The sequence below is a fragment of the Methylosoma difficile genome (genome assembly GCF_054657615.1).
Window position 1 is genome coordinate 388069 of sequence record NZ_BAAHYJ010000001.1, and the last position, 17365, is coordinate 405433.

Below are 17365 nucleotides of genomic sequence, written 5' to 3' on the forward strand. Positions count from 1 at the left end.
TCAAACGTCAGGGATTATTTTTTAGCAGGAACAGCTGGAGTAGCAGGATGGGCTGGTGTGACGTTAGCCGCACAACCGCCTTCTTTGCTTTTCATCATTTCGGTGCAGCCTTGCATGCCTTCGCCACAACCTTTCATGGCTGCGCCACAAGCGCCTTCTTTAGTTTTGGCATCTGGGCAGCTTTTCATGTGTTCGCCACAAGCGCTACCGCATTTGCCTTCCGCCATTTTGCCAGTGGTACCACAAGCGCCTTCTTTGCCTTTCATCATGGCGCCGCAAGAAGACTCCATGCCTTTTTTCATTTTGTCGCCGTCCATCATACCGCCGCATTTGCCTTCGCCGCATTTGCCTTCTGTGGCTTTAGCATCGGTTTTTTTGGCAGCGCAAGCGCCTTCTGCACCTTTGGGTGTTGCCATGTTCATGGACGCGCCGCAAGCCATTTCAGCAGCTTTGCTGGCTTCTGCCACTTGCATGTAGCCTGAAGACAATTCAGTCATGCCGAATGGGTTGGCTTCTGCGTAAACAGCTGTGGCAGAAACAGAAGAGATGAAGGCGATGCCCATTGCAGCGGCTAATGGAGATTTGTTAGTTGTTTTCATAATGACCTCAAAAAAGTGAAATGAAATGCGACACCGTGGTATCGGAATGCGATTATAAACGTAATAATGGTGGGTGATTAGATTTTATCCTTGCACCCTCCGGCAAGTTTGCCGGCATGTGTTCAGATTGCCAGCGCGCTGGCAGGTTCCTACTATTACCCAGTCAATTTCATTTACGTTGGGAGTGTGTAGCCTTTCTCCGTTCATCCTTCGACAGGCTCAGGACGAACGGAGAAAGGCTACATGGCTCAAATTATTTACCCTACCTATCAAGAATGACTGAGTACTCAGTTGGCGTTAGCTGTCTTTTGTTTGGTCGGGATATTCGCACAAATCTTTCAACAAACAATGAAAACAGCGCGGCTTTCTGGCGAGGCAAGTGTAACGCCCATGCAAGATAAGTAAATGATGGGCATCTTTTTTATGTTGCTTAGGGACGTGTTTGTCCAGTTTTTTTTCCACTTCCAACACGTTTTTGCCAGGCGCAATGCCAGTGCGGTTGGCAACCCTGAAGATATGGGTATCGACAGCAATGGTCGGCTGTCCGAAGGCGGTGTTAAGGATGACATTGGCGGTTTTTCTGCCGACGCCCGCCAAAGCTTCCAGCTCAACGCGGGTTTGCGGCACTTGTCCGCCATGCTTGTCCAACAGTTGCTGGCACAGAGTGATGATATTGGCGGCTTTGCTGTTGAACAGGCCGATAGTTTTGATGTACTCCTTTAGGCCATCCAAGCCCAAAGCAAGGATGGCTTCAGGCGAATTCGCCACCGGAAACAACAAGGCCGTGGCTTTATTGACGCCCTTATCGGTCGCTTGTGCCGACAACACTACAGCCACCAACAGTTCGAAGTGGTTGCTGTAGTTCAATTCGGTGGTCGGCTCGGGGATGGCTACCGCCAAGCGATTGAAGATTTCCAGACGTTTTTGGGCGTTCATGCCGTTCCGTTAGTGTTGGTTGCCAAGCAAGATTTCCCCACGCAAACCGGCAAATTGCTGCGGGCTGCCCAAATCGGGAATCCAGCCACGTTGAACAGCATCGCGGTAACACCACGCCGGTGTGGTTTCGGTTTTGTACGTCCAGAAAAACCAGCCCAAGTATTTTTCAAAGGTCAGCAATTCGCTGGCGGCATAGGCGCGATAAGCTAAGGCTAGCTGAAAATCGTCCATTTCCGTTTGCCCATGTTGCGTTGCTTGCTCAGCCCAGCGTTTAAGCATTTTTAAATCCAGCCCCAAACTCCATTCGCCGCAATACACCGGTAGCGCCAGCTCGCGGATGATGTCCTCGGCTTCGTTTTTCCAATCGGCAAGCGTTTTTTGCACATGACCAAAAATATCCAAATCGACATCTTCTTGAACGAAACACTGGTAGCGATGAATATCCAGCACCACGTTCTGGTATTCTGGTGCGCTTAAAAAACCAAGGTATTCTTGGTAAGGACGAAAGCCATCGTGAAACACCACCGCGACTTGCTCCGCCGGACAATGCTGCCGGATGCGCCGATAAGCATCGGTGGTGTAGCGTTTCAGCAAATCGGTAGGAATATCCCAACGCGGTTCATTTAAGACTTCGATGCCGTGCAAAGCGGGCCGCCCTGCGTAACGCGCCGCCAAGCGCTCCAAAACGGTAAGCGAATGTTCGATATACGCTTCATGGGTGTGCCATTCGCACACATCTTTAATGCCGCCGTTATCGAAGCCGTTTTGACAGCCCGGCGCGGCGTGCAAATCCAAAACAATCAACAAGCCGAAAGCTTCCGCCCAATCAAAAGCCTGATCGACGATGTCGATGCCGCCGGTCACAAACGGGAAAAGCTGGTCGCCATAGCTGCGGTGGTAGGGGTAGCCGTCACCAAACAGCCAATGCCCAACCGGAATGCGCACGGCATTGATACCAACATGGGCTAGCCAGGCAAAATCATCGCGGGTAATAAAACAGTTCCAATGGTTTTTTAAACGGGCTTCGGCCTGCTCGCCCAATTCGACGCAAAAAGAAGTTTCATCTTGCGCCGCCAAGCCGTCAAATAGGCTGGGCGTGATCCATTTTTCCAACACCAGCCAGCCGCCTAAGTTAACGCCACGAATTTTTTTGGGTTTCATAATCGCTCCTTACATCAATATGCGCCGTTGGTGGAAAGCTTCTGCCGATGGCTGGTTGCTGATGGTCAGCAAGGTGGCATCAGGCAATTGGGTGCAGATCAACCGGAACATTTGCGCTTCGCTCTCTGGGTCGAGCGAATCGAAGGCTTCTTGCAGCAAAACCCATTTGGGACGGCACAGTAACAGACGTACCAGCCCCAAGCGCTGCTGGTCGCTGCGCGCCAAGCATTTATCCCAAACGTCGCTATTGTCCAGTTGGCTGATGAAATCATTCAAACCGACCAACCTTAGTATTTGCTGTAAATCTTCATCAGCAAAAGCGGTGCTGGCAAGCGGATAACAAATGGCGGCGCGCAAACTGCCGGTGGGCAAATACGGGCGCGGCGGCATGAAAAACATCGGGTCATCATCCGGCAAAATAATGCGTCCATGCCCCCAAGGCCAAAGTCCGGCAATTGCTTTGAACAATTTGGCGCTGATGGTGGCATCACCGATGATAAGCACCCGTTCACCCAAACGGACTTGGGTGTCGATGCAGGCAATCAAATCTTCGCCGTTAAATTTACGGATGCACAGCTTTTCAAATGTCAGGATCGGCAATTCGGCTTTTTCCAAGACAATGCGATCTGGATCAGGCCGGGCGATTTCCGTTTCCAAATCCTCTAAGGCTTGCGTCAAACCTAAAATGCGCTCGACAGACGCACGCCATTCCGCCATTTTCGCCATGTTATCAACGGGCCAAGACAAGGCGGCGACCGTTTGCTGGAAAGATTGCACCGATTGCATCAGCGCGCCCAAGGAAATGCTGCCCAAAATATAACGCGGCGCAGCCACCAGCACCGGAAACGCCATCGACAGCACCGAATAGCCGGAAGTGAACATCATAATTTGCAGCCAAGCATGGCTTTGCCGTTGCCAAACGTCGGCAATTCCGGCAAAAGAGCCGCGCAAACGTTGCTGTTCGTTGGCTTCGCCATGGATGAGGGCAATCGATTGCGAATGCTCGCTGGCAGAAATCAGATCAAAACGGAAATTGGCTTCGGCGGTTTGTTTGGCGTTGGTTGCCACCGTGAGTGGCTTGCCTATCCACCATCCCAACACCGACGCTGCACCGGCATAAATAAACGCCAGCCAGACCAGATGTCCGTGGATAGGTAAAGTAAACAAGCCCAAATCCAGCATCACCACACCCGAAAGCGACCAGAGGATTTCGGTAAAACTGACCAGCAGCAACACGCTGTATATGAGCGAATGGCATAAATCTATCGCCGATTCGGTGGCAATGCGGATGTCTTCGGCAATACGGCTATCGGGGTTGTTGTGTTCACCGCTGATGTGGGTGACCAGATAATGGCGGCCTTCGACCATCCATTGGCTAATCAGCCGTTCGGTCAGCCAAGTTCGCCAACCGATTTGCAAGCTGCGTTTGATTCTCAGATGGTTGGTACTGACCGCGATATTCGCCATAAATATCAGCACAATCAAGCCCAGCTGCCGAAAAAAGCCACTCATTGAACGCTGATCCAATGCGTTGAACAAATCTGCGCTCCATTCGGTGATGATAACGGCAATGGCAATTTGCGCCACCGTTAACAGTATCAGCACCACCGCCTTAGCTTTAGCACCCGACACTTCTTCACACCAAAACTGGCCTGACAAGCGTAAAAAACGTAAAACGAAAATGTTTGAATCCTTCATAAACCAATCCCCTTGTTGTTATTTTTAGTAATGAGGGTCTATGGATTATATACAGGCTTTCGCGGCAATCGCAAAGCTAAAGGATAGAAATTGTGGGGGAATTGGGCGTTGTAGCTAATGTTTGCGGACATTAGCTACATTTCGGAGATCAGGAGGTCTGCATGCGTTTATGCAGCCTCCGTTTTTGGGCATTAACCGGTATTACGCATCCCCGCCGCAATGGCGTTAATCGTCCGCAATAACGGTTTGCGCCACGGATTGTCGCCGCTATCGTCGGACTGCTCACGCACCAGCTTAATCAAATTGGCCTGAATGTAATTCAGCGGCCCCAGATAATTGTTGCGGTGGTGCAATGACACTGCCAAGTCTGGGTTTTCTGCCAGCAAACGTTCGGCTTCGGCGACTTCCAACACCCATTCCACGCTGCGATGATGTTCGGCGGCGATCATGCTGTGGATGCCTTTGCCGACTTGTTCGTCCACACACAAGGTGGCGTATTCGCGGGCGATGTTCATGTCGGATTTGCTCAAGGCCATTTGCGCGTTGCTGAGCAAATTGCGGAAGAACGGCCAGGTTTTGTACATCTCACGCAAGGCCGCTAGGCGATCTGGTTTGCCTGCACACCAGGTTTCCAAACTCGCGCCGATGCCGTACCAGGCAGGAAAGGTCTGCCGCGATTGCGCCCAAGAGAACACCCAAGCAATCGCCCGCACGGAGTTTTTCGAGCGGTCTTGTTTTTTGCGGTGCGACGGGCGCGAGCCGATATTCAGGCCGCCAATTTCCGATAACGGCGTGGCTTCGTAGAAATAATCCAAAAAGCCGGGTGTGTGTTCGGTGAGTTGGCGGAAGCCGCGTTCGCCGATTTGCGCCAATTCGCTCATGATGGCGAGGTTTTCCGGGCGGTCTTCTTCAACCGGGCGCACCAAGCTCAAGCTGGCTTTCATCAGGCCAGTGATGCCCATGGTCAGCTCGTACATGGCTGTTTCCATGTTGTTGTAGCGGTAAAACAAGGTTTCGCCTTGCTCGGTGAATTTGATTTGTCCGCGCACCGTCGCAGGGGGTTGCGCCAAAATGGCTTGGTGAGTTGGGCCGCCGCCACGTCCGACTGTACCGCCGCGTCCGTGGAATAAGCGATACGGAATGCTGAGTTCGTCGGCAATCGCCATGACTTGTTGTTGCGCCCGATACAAGCCCCAAGCTGAAGCCAAGATGCCGCCGTCTTTGCAAGAGTCGGAATAGCCGAGCATGATTTCTTGGCGCTGACCGGAGGCTTGCAGCAATTCGCGGTAAGCGGGTTGCGCGAATAGCGTCCGCAAGACGATGTCGATGTGGTTTAAGTCGTTGATAGTTTCAAACAAGGGGCTGACACCAATGTGGCAGAACCATTGCCCGCCGATACGTCCCGACAAGCCATGTTGGGCGGCAAGCAGCAACACTTCCATGATGTGGCTGGCGGCGTGGGTCATAGAGATGACGTATTTGCTGAAACAATCGCCGCCGATTTCGCGGCGCATTTGCGCCATGATGCGGAACAAATCTAAGGTTTCAACAGTGGCTTCGGACAATTTGGTGGCGTCGTACACCAAGCCGCCCGGCGTGGCGATGGCTTCGCCTAAGATTTTCAGGCGCGCTTCTTCGTCCATCGCCAGATAATCCAAGCCCAAGGCGTTGGTGAAGATTTCCGCAACCGCTTCGCTGTGGCGGGTGGATTCTTGACGCACGTCCATTTGCATCAAATGGAAGCCAAAGGTGCCGACCAAGCGCAATAAGTCTTGCAGCTCTAAGCCGACTACGGCGTTGTCGCCGTGGCTGAGCAAAGATTGGCGGATGATTTCCAAATCGGCATAAAACTCACCGGCACTGCCGTAGCCGTAATTGACCAACTGCCCACTGAAGCCGTCTTGGATGCGTTGTTCGATTTGCTGTAAGCGTTGCTCTAAACGGTAACGCATCAGCGACAGTTTTTGCCGATACGGTTCTTGCAAATAGCTACGTTCCAAAACGGGGGCGAGATCGCCAATGAAAGCGCGGTCTTTTTCCAAGCTGGCAAAAAATTCGGCGCTGGGTTCGCACAAGCCATAAGAAAACGCCAGTTGCTCACGCACCAAGTCGATACGGCGCAAATATTCCTGCACGATGGTGCGGGCTTGCAGACGCAAAGCGTGGGCGGTGGTTTCTGGCTTGACGTTTGGGTTGCCGTCGCGGTCGCCGCCAATCCATGAACCGTAATTTAAAAAGTAAGGAATGTTCAGTTGTTGTGCCGCCTCTGCACCATAAACATCCCCCACGGCGCGGAAGAAATTGCGGTACACCCGCGCGGTGGCTTCAAACAGTGACAGCGGGAAATAAAACAAGCCCGCTTCAATCTCATCCACCACGTTCATGCTGCGGGTGCGGACTTCGTCGGTTTTCCACAGCAATTGGATTTGGCTGTGCAGACTTTCTAAGGCTTGTTCGCGGTAATAGCCTTTTAAGCGTTGGTCGTCGAGCTGTTCGTAACTGACGAAAATCTTCCGTAACGCGCTACGCACCGTGCGGCGTTTGGCTTCGGTAGGATGCGCGGTCATCACGGGTAGGTAATGCAGTTCGTTGAGCAGCGTTTGTAAATCATCAACCGTCACGCCTTGTTGCTGGAACTGCTGTAGCGTGTCGTGGAAAGAACCGGGCCAGAAATGCTTGTTGTTTTCGATGTCCTTACGGCGGTTGCGTAAGTTAGTCGCCTCTTCGGCAATATTTAACAAGCTGAAATATAAGCTAAACGCGCGGATCACTTCGGTCAGCGTATCGGCTGGCAAGCCTTTGAGCGTATCCATCAACTGCTTGCGCTTGGCAGGCGTATCGTCGCGCTGCAAAGCGGAAAATTGTTTTTGCAACTGCTCAACCGTTGCCATAATTTTTGGGTTAGCTTGGCTTTTCAGCACCTGCGTCAGCATCGTCTTAAGCGACTTGATGCTGGCTTGCAGGGCTTTGTCATCAAAAGCAGAATCGGTGGTCATAAGGTCTCTCTGTACAGGTTTTAGGGTTCTTGGAAAAAATAAACGGTGGCAAAAGGCGTTTCAACTGAAGAATTAAGCAAGAAATAGGCCGATAAGCTTAGTGTAAGAGCGCTTTGGCGGAGTCAAAAACATTTTTTTGATGTTTCTACTATAAGGCCATAGCGGTTTGATGTTTTGCCTTTAAATTCAGCTAATAAAATAAAGCCATCCTTAAAAATAGTAAAATCGGATAAAACTATTTGTTTAATAGGTTTTTTCGATATTCTGGTTTTGTCCATTTTCTGGTTAAGAGCTGTTTTTTGTCGGTGGCGCGTTCACAATGTCGATTGGGTGATAGATGGTTTTTTTGAAGTGGAATATGGTGTTGGCTTTTTTATTAAAGACAGATTTTCTTTATATTTTCTTTTTAAATCATAAATATAGGTTAAAATATCTGCTAAGAGACTTAACGTTTATGCTTTTGGGTAACGAGGTTCGTGTATCATTGAAACCTAGAACCTTAAGCAGTAAAACATATTTCAAATAACAAAAAACCTTCACTTTAACCATCGAAAAATGAAGGCTGTAAAAATAGGTAATCATAAACATGGCTAGGGCAGACTTATTGGTCAGTTTAATCCGTTCTGGTAGTCGAGGCGATCAAGCTGCCTTTCGCAAAACTGCGGAAGCTTTAATTTCTGAAGAAAGGGAAAAAGGGCATGGCATTTTGGCAGATCGGCTTCTCAACTCAATAACTGACAATCAACCGCAGGCAATAATTATTGCTAACAAATCGAAAAGCGATTTGTTTTATGAACGGATTCCTCAGCGTAGGCTGGAAACCTTGCTCATTCCTCAAGTGGTATACAGTCAAGTCACAGAGTTAATTGAAGAACAGCACCGAGCAGATTTGTTGCACGCGCATAATCTTTGTGCTCGCAACAGAATTCTTCTAGTCGGTTCGCCAGGCAATGGCAAAACCAGCTTGGCAGAAGCAATTGCTACTGAATTGATGGTGCCTCTCCTCGTTATTCGTTATGAAACCTTAATTGGCAGCTATTTAGGAGAGACCGCCGCTCGATTAAAGCAAGTCATTGATTATGCTAAAACTCAGCGTTGTGTTTTATTTTTGGATGAATTTGACACCATCGGCAAAGAACGTGGTGATACTCACGAAACAGGTGAGATAAAACGGGTAGTTAGTTCTTTATTGCTGCAATTGGATGATTTGCCAGATTATGTGGTCGTTATTGCCGCCAGCAACCACCCCGAACTACTGGATAAAGCGGTATGGCGACGATTTCAGGTACGTATTGAATTGCCATTACCAACACGCGAACAAATCAGCCAATTTGTCACATTAATGACAAATAAATCAAAGATAAATCTTGGGTATGCACCTGAAACCATAGCTAAAAAACTGCTAGGCACTAATTTTGCCGAGATTGAAGAGTTTTGTTTAAGTGTTGTGCGTCGCGCCGTACTGACTCGACAAACGGAGAATGCCAAAACAATTACCGCAGAAATGTTAGGCCAATGGCAAAAACGATTTAATCCAACCATAGGAGTGGATAAGTAATGGCTGAATTACCTTTATTGATTTTTCCCCAAGCTAAAGTAGTGCCGCCGCCTATAGCAAGATTCGGAATATCAAAACCGCACATGCCAAGCAAAAATCGGCAGGTTTCGCGCCTAACAACACAATTTAACGAACTAGAAAGACTGTTTTTAGCCGATAAAGCCGTATTGGTTGACACTATTGCTGGTATGGAGCCAGAAATGGTGTTGGTTATAGAAACGGTTGGACATATCGAAGATTTTCAACGTGCCATTGCCAATACGCCCGGTTTGGAATGGTTGGCAGAATGGGATGATGAATTTGAGCCCGATGATGATTTCTATACCACCAATAGCAAGAAAGAGAAGACAGAAAAATACGTTGAAGGACGAGTATTCCTTTCTATGGCTAACCAAAGAGGTTTAAATGAACTGTTAAATCTTTGGAAGCGATGGAAACATAACCAAGAATTGCCTTTTGGAAAAGGTAAATGGAAAGATGTGTTTTCTCAAATTAAAGTAATTCGTCGCTGGGGACTGCAAGAGCAGTTTATTGACACTAAAATGCTCGAAATTTGGCAAGAAGACCTACTTTATGATTACAGTGCTGAAGAAGCAGTTAACTTTCAGATTGAATTTTTCTATAGAAAAGACACTGCTCTTAGAAAACAAAATGAAGCTGTCATCAAACAATTGCTTACCCAGTTATCAGGGCAAATCATCAGCCCATTTTTAGATTATCCCAGTATTGGCTTCCATGCGGTCAAAGCCAATTTGCCGAAAAAAAGCATCCAACTGATAGTTGAAAAAATCCATAAGCAAGAATTGGATATTGTTCTACTAAAGCTGCCGAGCATTATGTTTTTTCGCCCTACAGGTCAAACAGCTGTTTCATCACCGAGTGAGTCGCAACCTATTGAAGCAGCTCCTGATAGCCCTGTTGCTGGCGAGCCAGTTGTTGCTATTTTAGATGGCGTGCCATTTAGTCAGCATCAATGGCTAAAAAACCGAATACGCCTCGATGATGTCGATGAGCTTGAAACACATTATCAGCGTGGTGATAGAAAACACGGCACAGCAATGGCTTCGTTGGTAATTCATGGTGAATTGGATGCCAACGAACTACCTTTGCCAAGGCCTGTGTATTTTCGGCCTATCATGCAACCCGACCCTTTAAGTAGAAATCGAGATGAATATGTACCAGATGAGATATTTTATGAAGACCGTATAGAGCGAGCAGTCCGCCGTATGTTTGATGGGGATGGAGATGTACTAGCCCAAGCTCCTACGATAAAAATTATCAATCTATCTTTTGGTGACCCTTCGCGTCAATTTATCCACACTCCAAGCCCGTGCGCTAAATTACTCGATTGGTTGGCTTGGAAATACAAGGTGTTATTTTGCGTAAGTACAGGTAATTTCTCTGCTAATTTCGATCTACATATTTCAGAAAACGATTTTGAAAAAAGTAGTGATGATGAAAAAATCAAAATGACACTACAGGCAATGTCCAGCACCATTAATGACAGAAAATTATTGTCACCCGCAGAATCCCTTAATGCCATTACAGTTGGAGCCAGCCATCAGGATAGCTCAATTATTACAACAATGGCGCGACGGATTGATATTTTGCCAAGCCCTAATTTACTTAGCCCAATTAGTCGTTTGGGGTATGGATTCCGGCGATCAATTAAGCCGGAAATATTGTTGCCGGGCGGTAGGCAGTTTTATGATCCAGCACTGAGATCGGGAATGCCCTTCAAATTAAACCAAAGCATTTTACCGCCGGGGCAACGGGTTGCTACTGAACGCCTAGAAGCAGAACAGTCAGCATCAACATATACACGCGGCACAAGCAACGCAACAGCATTAGCCACTCGTGCTGCTGCAAAAATCTACGAAGTGATTAACACCATCAGGGCAGAGCAGCCTGAGTCTGTTAAGGACGATCAAGTTGCAGTTCTCATAAAGGCATTATTGGTTCATGGTGCGTCAAGAGCAGATAGTGACACCATCCTGGAGCAACATCTTAAAACAGCAAATAACTCCCGCCAATTTAAGCAATATGCCAGCAAATTTATTGGCTATGGGCTTGTTAATGTTGATAGGGTATTGGCTTGTACGGAACAAAGGGCAACGGTTATTGGGTGCGGAGAGATTCGGGAAAAACAAGTCCATGAATATCGTTTTCCATTGCCACAAGGACTGGCAAATACCAAAGACTGGCGACGGCTAACCATTACCCTTGCTTGGTTTACGCCAATCAATCCCAACCATCGCTATTTACGGCAAGCCAAACTATTTTTTGAGCCTCCGAAACAAACTGATGCTCTAAATTTGAAAAGCCAAGAATCGGATCGCCATCAAGTACGCAGAGGCACAGTTCAGCACGAAATTTTGGAAAGCGAAAAAGTATCTGACTATCAGCAAGGTGACGAATTGGTGATTCCCATTCAATGTAATGCCGATGCAGTGGATAAGTTAGATGAAAAAATTCCTTATGGATTGGCTGTGACTCTGGAGGTGAAAGAAGGTGTTAACATTCAGATTTATCAAGAAATAAGTGCACATATTCACGCACAAGTAAAAATCAAACAATAAACAGTTGATTTGGATTGTGGTAATTAAAGAAATTGTAAACAACGACTAGCTATCAATGTGTCAACTATGCTGGACTACAAATAGTTTTGTAGTCCAGGCTCTCAGTTTTCAAAAATGCAGGCAAAACTGTCGTCCACATTAATATAATGCCCTCGCCCCAAAAAACCTCCCCTTAAAAATGCCCGCAATATTCCCCGCCCCCCCCCAAACCTATTTTTAACCCGCCGAGAAAAGGCAAATCCATCTAAACTATCGTTAAAACTGAACCCTTAACCACATTGAATATGCCCCAAACACAAACCATCAATCTCGCCACTGGCAAGCTCACGCTCCATTTAACCCCAGGCAAAATACCACTCAAACGCCTCTTAGGCTTCGCCGCCCGTGTCAGCAGCAAGCGCAAATTTTTATTGGTCAGCAAAGTTTTAGGTAAGCATTATCCGGTGTCGCCACGGATGATGGCGTGGTCGTATCGGGCGTTGGCGCGGCAGACGTTGCAACACGATATTGCTGGCGAATCGGTGTGGATAGGCATGGCGGAAACTGCGACGGGCTTGGGTTATGGCGTGTTTGCGGCGGCGGTTGCTGAAGGTTTGCAGCACAGTTTGTTTATGCAAACCACGCGCTATCATCTGGACGGCTTGCCGCGCTTGGGTTTTGACGAAGCACACAGCCACGCGACGGATTTTTTCCTGTATTACCCAGAACGCAGCGACGACCAACGGCGGTTTTTCAACGCGCAAACGCTGGTGTTGATTGATGATGAAATCAGCACAGGCCGCACCTTTTTACGTTTGATTAACGCCTACCAAGCCGTCAATCCGCAATTGCAGAATGTATTTATCGTTAGCCTTATCAACTTTGCCCATGCCGACGACCGCCAGCGCGTTGAATCTGGCGCGGGTGTGGCGGTGCATTGGGTGTGCCTGCGCGAAGGTACGATGCACTTTGACGATGCCGAAAATACCGAGCTGGATAGCATCAGCGTTAACGTTTCAGGCAATAGCGCCTGCAAAAAGCACTTGCTGGCTTGGCCTGGGCGTTTGGGTTTAGCCGCGCCCATCCAATTTGCCAACGACGTTATCGCCAAACTCAGCCAGATGGGCATTGACTTGCACAGCGACGACCCACGCCCGCTGTTGGTGTTGGGTACAGGCGAATGCAACCCGCCCGCGTTTATGCTCGGCAGATTGCTGGAAAGCCACGGCTGCCAGGTAAAAGTGCAAAGCACCACGCGCTCGCCCATCCATGTCGGCAACGACATCGCCTCCGTCTGCCAGTTTGAAGACAATTACCAAGATGGCATCGCCAATTTTATCTACAACCTAAACACCAACGATTACCGCCAGATTATCCTCTGCCACGAAACCCCGCTGTGCCCGCCGTTGCTGGAACGCCTTCACGACTGGCAAGCCATCAGCGCCCGATTTGAACTCACCGACGAAGCCCACCATGCAACGCTACATTTTTTTAGACCTTGACGACACCCTGTTCCAAACCTTAAGAAAATGCCCCGATGCCGACGACCCGCGCCTGCAAGTGCGGGCGTTGTTGTCCGACGGCACCGCCAATTCCTACGCCACCGCCAAGCAGCAATGGTTATGGGATTGGTTTGCACAAGGCTTCAAAATCGTCCCCGTCACCGGACGCGATGCAGGCGAATTTGCCCGTGTGCAATTGCCGTTTAGCGAAGAAGCCGTCATCATCCACGGTGCGGTCATTCTGGACAACCAAGGCCAAGTCGATGCCGCATGGATGGCGCACATGCAAACCCACTTGCCGGATTATTATCAAAAACTACAGGCAGTCTGGCAGGACGTGGAAAACTTCGCCGCCCAACACGCTGGCTACAAACCACGCTTAGTCAACGAGTTTGATGTCACTTGGTACGGCGTCATCAAACACAGCGAAGGCAAAGAAGACGCGCTGCGGCGGATGCTGGATGCCGTCATCATCAACCACCCGCACCTGCAAGACGGCAGCCTGTATTGGCATCTAAACGGCAACAACCTCGCCGTACTGCCCGACATCATCCGCAAAGAACACGCCGTTAATTTCTTACTGGATCGCTATCGCCAGCAACATGCTGAATTGCTCACCTTCGCCGCCGGCGACAGCTACACCGACGCGCCGTTTATGGCCTTGTGTGATTATGCGATTGTGCCTAGGGGGACGCAGTTGTATGGGCGGTTGGTTAGGTAGTAATGGGCTGATGGGATTTTTGTAGGGTGGTTTTGCGCCAGTAAACCACTACGCCTGAATAATGCCGAGGCATCAAAATGGTGGTTTGCTGGAGTGAATCCACTTTACACACATAACCCTAACAATCCTATATCGCTTGTCTTTTGGAGTGTATAGCATTATCGGCAGTATAAGTTGTTTACAGATAATCAATCTGTTATGTTCTTGATTCAAAAAATTGCAGGTTAAATATATACACTGTTTTTTGAATTTTTAATGACGCCTGAAACGGTGTTTAATTAACGTTGGACATTATTATGAACCTTGAAGGAATAGTATATGGATGTAAATATTAAACGAATTGACGGGGTTTGGACTTTAGGTTATTCGCTTGACAAACACACTACAAGCAGCACTCCAATTGGCTATAACGAATTTAGACACATGCAGTTTGATACCGTAAGACCAGAAGCCGGAGAAGCGCTTTTTCAACTTAAGTATCGCTCAGATTTCTCTCAAGCTTCATTAATTGCACAGCAAATGAATAAATCTCTTGGCAAGTTTTTTTCATCTAGTAACTTAATAATCCCCATGCCTGCTTCAAGAGCTAGAAGTCGCCAGCCGGTCACCGAAATTGCCAAAGAGCTTGCACTATTAATGGGTATTCCATGCTATGAAAATTTATTGGTAAAAACAGGCGTCACTCCTGCTATAAAGGATATTCCAACTCGGGAAGAAAAAGTATCAGCTCTAATGGGGGCATTTACCGTCAATGACTTACTCCCTTCTGGTTTGTATGATGTATTAATAGTCGATGACTTATTTGATTCTGGTTCGTCTCTCGAGGCAGCTACCAATATGCTCAAAGGCTATAGTAAAATTCAAAATGTTTACGTTGCCACAGTAACGAGGAAGCGGTAATGCACAAAGTATTCATATCTGGCTCTATAAAAATAAAGGTCTTAGATGAAAATGTTCTTAACAGGATCAATAACATAGTTAAATCCAACTACCAAGTGATTGTGGGCGATGCAGATGGTGTGGATAGTTCAATTCAGAAATACTTAGAATCAAAGCAAACTACATCAGTTGTTGTTTATTGCTCTGGTGAAAAACCTCGTAACAATATTGGACACTGGTTCACTGAAAAAATACAGACAAATGTCGCTCCTGGCAGTAGAGCCTTTTTCACTGCCAAAGATATTAGGATGGCAGAAGACTGTGATTATGGCTTGATGGTTTGGGATACAGAAAGTACGGGTACGCTCAATAATGCCTTAGAACTTTTAAAAAGAAAAAAAATATCTCTTGTGTATATAAATAAAGCTAAAAAGTTTTTAAAAGTAAAGGAAGCATCCGACATAGAGAAACTTGTTTCATACATGAGCGAATCAGCTTTCAAAAAAGCTGATAAAAAATTGAATCTTAAGGATAAAATAGAATCCTTTAAGAATGAGCAAATCAATATTTTCTGAGAAACTCCAAATGAGGCATTGAGCTTTTAATTTGTTACTAAACCCAAAAAGCCTGTCAAATGCCCCTCCCTTTTTATCGTTCCCACGCTCTGCGTGGGAACGCATCCTGCAACGCTCCGGCGTTGCGTAAGGCGACGCTGGAGCGTCACGGGCGGCATTCCCATTTATGCCCTTGAGGGTACGCAGAGCGTGGGAATGATGGGCGTTTCTACAACCTATTCACTTTACTCTAACCTCCGCCACAATTATGGGCAGAAGCCGTTACCTCATCACCGAACCGGACAAGCCGCATTTTATGACCTGCACGGTGCTGGAGTGGTTGCCTGTTTTTACCCGTCCGGAAACCTTCAACATCATCGTCGATTGCTGGCGTTACCAACAGCAACATGCTGGCTTAAAGCTTTACGGTTACATCATCCTAGAAAACCATCTGCATTTTATTGCCCAAGCACCCGATTTACGCCATTGTGTGGACAGTTTTAAATCCTATACGGCGCGGCAACTGATTGATTATCTGCAAGCTCAGCAAGCCACGCGGTTATTGGATAGGCTGCGCTTTGCTAAACGAGCGCATAAAACCGACCGTGAATTTCAGTTTTGGGAGGAAGGTGTCCATGCTGAGTGGGTGTTTAACGAGGCGATGATGCGGGAGAAGTTGGACTACATCCACTACAATCCGGTAAAACGCGGCTATGTTAATCTGCCTGAGCATTGGCGCTATTCCAGTGCCGGGCATTATGCGGGGATGGCGGGTGTGCTTGAGGTTGCTGCTTGGTGATGGCGACGCTGGAGCGTGGGAACGTTGTAGCCGTCTAGCCGTTTGGATATTGGCCTGCTACAGACCAATATCCAGCTTATTTTTACAGAACAGTCCTGATGTGGCTAGCTGGGATGTCGCGGCGCGGTGCACCGGTGTAAAGCTGTCTTGGACGACCGATTTTTTGTTCAGGGTCGGCAATCATTTCATCCCAATGGGCAATCCAGCCGACGGTACGGCCCATTGCAAACATCGCGGTGAACATATTAGTTGGGATGCCTAAGGCATGTAAGACGATGCCGGAGTAGAAGTCCACATTCGGATACAATTTTTTCTCGATGAAATAATCGTCTTCCAGTGCAATGCGTTCCAGTTCAACCGCCAGCTTGAACAGCTCCATGTCATGCAAGTTCAGCTCTTTCAAGACTTCGTGGCAAGTTTCGCGCATTAAGGTGGCGCGCGGGTCGTAGTTTTTGTAGACCCGATGACCAAAGCCCATTAAGCGGAACGGGTCGTTTTTGTCTTTGGCTTTGGCGATAAATTCAGGAATGCGTGCAACCGTGCCGATTTTTTCCAACATGTTTAGCACCGCTTCGTTGGCACCGCCATGGGCTGCGCCCCACAAACAGGCGATACCGGCAGTGACGCAAGCGAACGGATTGGCACCACTGGAACCCGCCAAGCGCACGGTGGAGGTTGAGGCGTTTTGTTCGTGATCGGCGTGCAAAATAAGGATGCGGTCTAAGGCACGCACCAAAACTGGATTGGGTTCGTAATCGTCACAAGGCGTACCCAACATCATACGCATGAAATTTTCCACGTAGTTGAGTTTGTTTTTGGGGTGCATGAACGGCATCCCAATACTGTATTTATGGCACATGGCGACAATGGTCGGCACTTTGGCAATCAAGCGGATGGCGCTGATTTCACGGTCTTTCTTGGTGCGGATGTCGAGCGTGTCGTGGTAGAAGGCCGATAATGCGCCCACTACCCCCACCATGATCGCCATAGGATGCGCGTCACGACGGAAGCCTTTGAAGAAGTTGGTCAATTGGTCGTGCACCATGGTGTGCATGGTGACGTGGTATTGGAATTCTTTCAGCTCTTCCGGTTCGGGTAGTTCGCCTTTAAGCAACAAATAACAGACTTCCAAAAACGTGCATTCCTTGGCGAGCTGTTCAATAGGGTAGCCACGATACAACAACACGCCTTCGTCGCCGTCGATGAAAGTTATGGTCGAGCGACAGCTGGCTGTGGAGTTGAAGCCAGGGTCGTAAGTAAACATGCCCGTCTGTTTGTACAAAGTCTGCACGTCGACAACTTCAGGTCCGGTGCTTCCAGTTAAAACAGGTAATTCACATAGTGACTTGCCGTTGTCACTTAAGCTGATTTTGTGTGTGTCGGTCATTGCTTTTCCCTCTGTTT

13 protein-coding genes are annotated in these 17365 nt (G+C 48.1%); 7 read left to right on the top strand and 6 right to left on the bottom strand.

The window, feature by feature from the left end; translation table 11 throughout:
• Window positions 1-14: 14 nt before the first annotated feature.
• The 5 genes from ACYQ1O_RS01955 to ppc form a co-directional block, all read right to left on the bottom strand.
• Window positions 15-599 (bottom strand): HvfA family oxazolone/thioamide-modified RiPP metallophore, encoded by a 585-nt coding sequence (locus ACYQ1O_RS01955; RefSeq protein WP_459989910.1) that lies wholly within the window; start codon window positions 597-599, stop codon window positions 15-17.
• Between the two features lie 297 nt (window positions 600-896).
• The gene (nth, locus tag ACYQ1O_RS01960; protein WP_459989911.1) at window positions 897-1535 is read right to left on the bottom strand and encodes an endonuclease III; all 639 of its coding nucleotides are present in this window, start codon (window positions 1533-1535) and stop codon (window positions 897-899) included.
• 9 nt (window positions 1536-1544) lie between these two features.
• Window positions 1545-2696, bottom strand: coding sequence for a glycoside hydrolase family 5 protein (locus ACYQ1O_RS01965; RefSeq protein WP_459989912.1), 1152 nt, complete (start codon window positions 2694-2696; stop codon window positions 1545-1547).
• A 9-nt stretch (window positions 2697-2705) separates the two neighbouring features.
• Window positions 2706-4394, bottom strand: coding sequence for an ABC transporter ATP-binding protein/permease (locus ACYQ1O_RS01970; RefSeq protein ID WP_459989913.1), 1689 nt, complete (start codon window positions 4392-4394; stop codon window positions 2706-2708).
• A 191-nt stretch (window positions 4395-4585) separates the two neighbouring features.
• Entirely contained in the window at window positions 4586-7390 is a 2805-nt protein-coding gene (ppc, locus tag ACYQ1O_RS01975) for a phosphoenolpyruvate carboxylase (RefSeq protein WP_459989914.1), read from the bottom strand.
• A gap of 586 nt (window positions 7391-7976) precedes the next feature.
• Here ppc and ACYQ1O_RS01980 point away from each other — a divergent pair.
• The 7 genes from ACYQ1O_RS01980 to ACYQ1O_RS02010 all read left to right on the top strand — a co-directional run bounded on the left by ACYQ1O_RS01980 (window position 7977) and on the right by ACYQ1O_RS02010 (window position 15961).
• Window positions 7977-8948 carry an AAA family ATPase gene (locus ACYQ1O_RS01980; protein ID WP_459989915.1) on the top strand — a complete coding sequence of 324 codons (972 nt, stop codon included), beginning with the start codon at window positions 7977-7979 and terminating at the stop codon, window positions 8946-8948.
• The gene (locus ACYQ1O_RS01985) at window positions 8948-11527 is read left to right on the top strand and encodes a S8 family peptidase (RefSeq protein WP_459989917.1); all 2580 of its coding nucleotides are present in this window, start codon (window positions 8948-8950) and stop codon (window positions 11525-11527) included. Before ACYQ1O_RS01980 ends, ACYQ1O_RS01985 begins: the two co-directional genes overlap by 1 nt.
• A 284-nt stretch (window positions 11528-11811) precedes the next feature.
• Window positions 11812-13008, top strand: a complete 1197-nt coding sequence (locus ACYQ1O_RS01990) for a phosphoribosyltransferase domain-containing protein (RefSeq protein WP_459989919.1) — start codon at window positions 11812-11814, stop codon at window positions 13006-13008.
• Entirely contained in the window at window positions 12980-13729 is a 750-nt protein-coding gene (locus ACYQ1O_RS01995; protein ID WP_459989921.1) for an HAD family hydrolase, read from the top strand. The genes ACYQ1O_RS01990 and ACYQ1O_RS01995 overlap by 29 nt, the downstream gene beginning before the upstream one ends.
• A gap of 318 nt (window positions 13730-14047) precedes the next feature.
• Entirely contained in the window at window positions 14048-14629 is a 582-nt protein-coding gene (locus ACYQ1O_RS02000) for a phosphoribosyltransferase (protein WP_459989923.1), read from the top strand.
• On the top strand, window positions 14629-15183 hold the full coding sequence (locus ACYQ1O_RS02005) for a hypothetical protein (RefSeq protein WP_459989926.1): 555 nt from the start codon (window positions 14629-14631) through the stop codon (window positions 15181-15183). The genes ACYQ1O_RS02000 and ACYQ1O_RS02005 overlap by 1 nt, the downstream gene beginning before the upstream one ends.
• A 247-nt stretch (window positions 15184-15430) precedes the next feature.
• Window positions 15431-15961, top strand: a complete 531-nt coding sequence (locus tag ACYQ1O_RS02010; RefSeq protein ID WP_459989928.1) for an REP-associated tyrosine transposase — start codon at window positions 15431-15433, stop codon at window positions 15959-15961.
• Window positions 15962-16043: 82 nt separating this feature from the next.
• Here the strand turns inward: ACYQ1O_RS02010 and gltA are convergent, their stop codons facing one another.
• Complete coding sequence (gltA, locus tag ACYQ1O_RS02015) at window positions 16044-17348, bottom strand: citrate synthase (RefSeq protein ID WP_459989929.1); 1305 nt, start codon at window positions 17346-17348, stop codon at window positions 16044-16046.
• Between the last annotated feature and the right edge of the window lie 17 nt (window positions 17349-17365).

Coding starts and splice junctions, on each gene's coding strand:
- ACYQ1O_RS02000 (WP_459989923.1), top strand. CDS start 14,048: ATGGATGTAAATATTAAACGAATTGACGGGGTTTGGACTTTAGGTTAT.
- gltA (WP_459989929.1), bottom strand. CDS start 17,348: ATGACCGACACACACAAAATCAGCTTAAGTGACAACGGCAAGTCACTA.
- ACYQ1O_RS01970 (WP_459989913.1), bottom strand. CDS start 4,394: ATGAAGGATTCAAACATTTTCGTTTTACGTTTTTTACGCTTGTCAGGC.
- ppc (WP_459989914.1), bottom strand. CDS start 7,390: ATGACCACCGATTCTGCTTTTGATGACAAAGCCCTGCAAGCCAGCATC.
- ACYQ1O_RS02010 (WP_459989928.1), top strand. CDS start 15,431: ATGGGCAGAAGCCGTTACCTCATCACCGAACCGGACAAGCCGCATTTT.
- ACYQ1O_RS01965 (WP_459989912.1), bottom strand. CDS start 2,696: ATGAAACCCAAAAAAATTCGTGGCGTTAACTTAGGCGGCTGGCTGGTG.
- ACYQ1O_RS01995 (WP_459989921.1), top strand. CDS start 12,980: ATGCAACGCTACATTTTTTTAGACCTTGACGACACCCTGTTCCAAACC.
- ACYQ1O_RS01980 (WP_459989915.1), top strand. CDS start 7,977: ATGGCTAGGGCAGACTTATTGGTCAGTTTAATCCGTTCTGGTAGTCGA.
- ACYQ1O_RS02005 (WP_459989926.1), top strand. CDS start 14,629: ATGCACAAAGTATTCATATCTGGCTCTATAAAAATAAAGGTCTTAGAT.
- ACYQ1O_RS01990 (WP_459989919.1), top strand. CDS start 11,812: ATGCCCCAAACACAAACCATCAATCTCGCCACTGGCAAGCTCACGCTC.
- ACYQ1O_RS01985 (WP_459989917.1), top strand. CDS start 8,948: ATGGCTGAATTACCTTTATTGATTTTTCCCCAAGCTAAAGTAGTGCCG.
- nth (WP_459989911.1), bottom strand. CDS start 1,535: ATGAACGCCCAAAAACGTCTGGAAATCTTCAATCGCTTGGCGGTAGCC.
- ACYQ1O_RS01955 (WP_459989910.1), bottom strand. CDS start 599: ATGAAAACAACTAACAAATCTCCATTAGCCGCTGCAATGGGCATCGCC.